Raw genomic sequence first — 454 nt, 5'->3', positions numbered from 1 at the left:
CGACGTCTCGCCGCAGCCGGCCCACGTTCATCCGTGAGGAACTTTGTTCATGGCTGCGCACAGACGCGGCAGGGAAGGCGGAATTCAATGGATGTGCGTGAGTATTATCAGCATGCGCTGGCCGAGCGGGGCTTTTCGGCAGACCAGGCCCAGCATGCGGCAGTGGAGCGGCTGCAGCGCTGCTATGAGGAATGGGTGCACTACAAGGCGCAACGCGCCAGTGTGTTCAAGCGCCTGATCAGCCGTCCCGCGGTGCCGCGCGGCGTCTACATGTGGGGCGGCGTCGGACGTGGCAAGTCCTTCCTGATGGACAGCTTCTATCTGGTGGTACCGGTGGTGCGCAAGTCCCGGCTGCACTTCCATGAATTCATGCGCGGCGTACACCGCGAGCTCGACGACCTGAAGGGCGTGGCCAACCCGCTCGACACCGTTGCCCAGCGCATCGCCAAGAAGT

The 454-nt window shown here is 63.7% G+C and carries 1 protein-coding gene; it reads left to right on the top strand.

Features of this window, described 5'->3' with window-relative positions; genetic code table 11:
- Positions 1–87 precede the first annotated feature (87 nt).
- Positions 88–454: AFG1/ZapE family ATPase (gene zapE / locus JK635_RS28755; RefSeq protein ID WP_202655262.1), on the top strand; the 367-nt coding region annotated here is incomplete at its 3' end.

Origin of the sequence: Neobacillus paridis (genome assembly GCF_016765675.1) — a bacterium.
In the GTDB taxonomy this organism is placed as follows: domain Bacteria; phylum Bacillota; class Bacilli; order Bacillales; family Cytobacillaceae; genus Neobacillus; species Neobacillus paridis.
The sequence above is the reverse complement of the archived record's forward strand: the minus strand, read 5'-3'. Positions and strand labels throughout refer to the sequence as shown.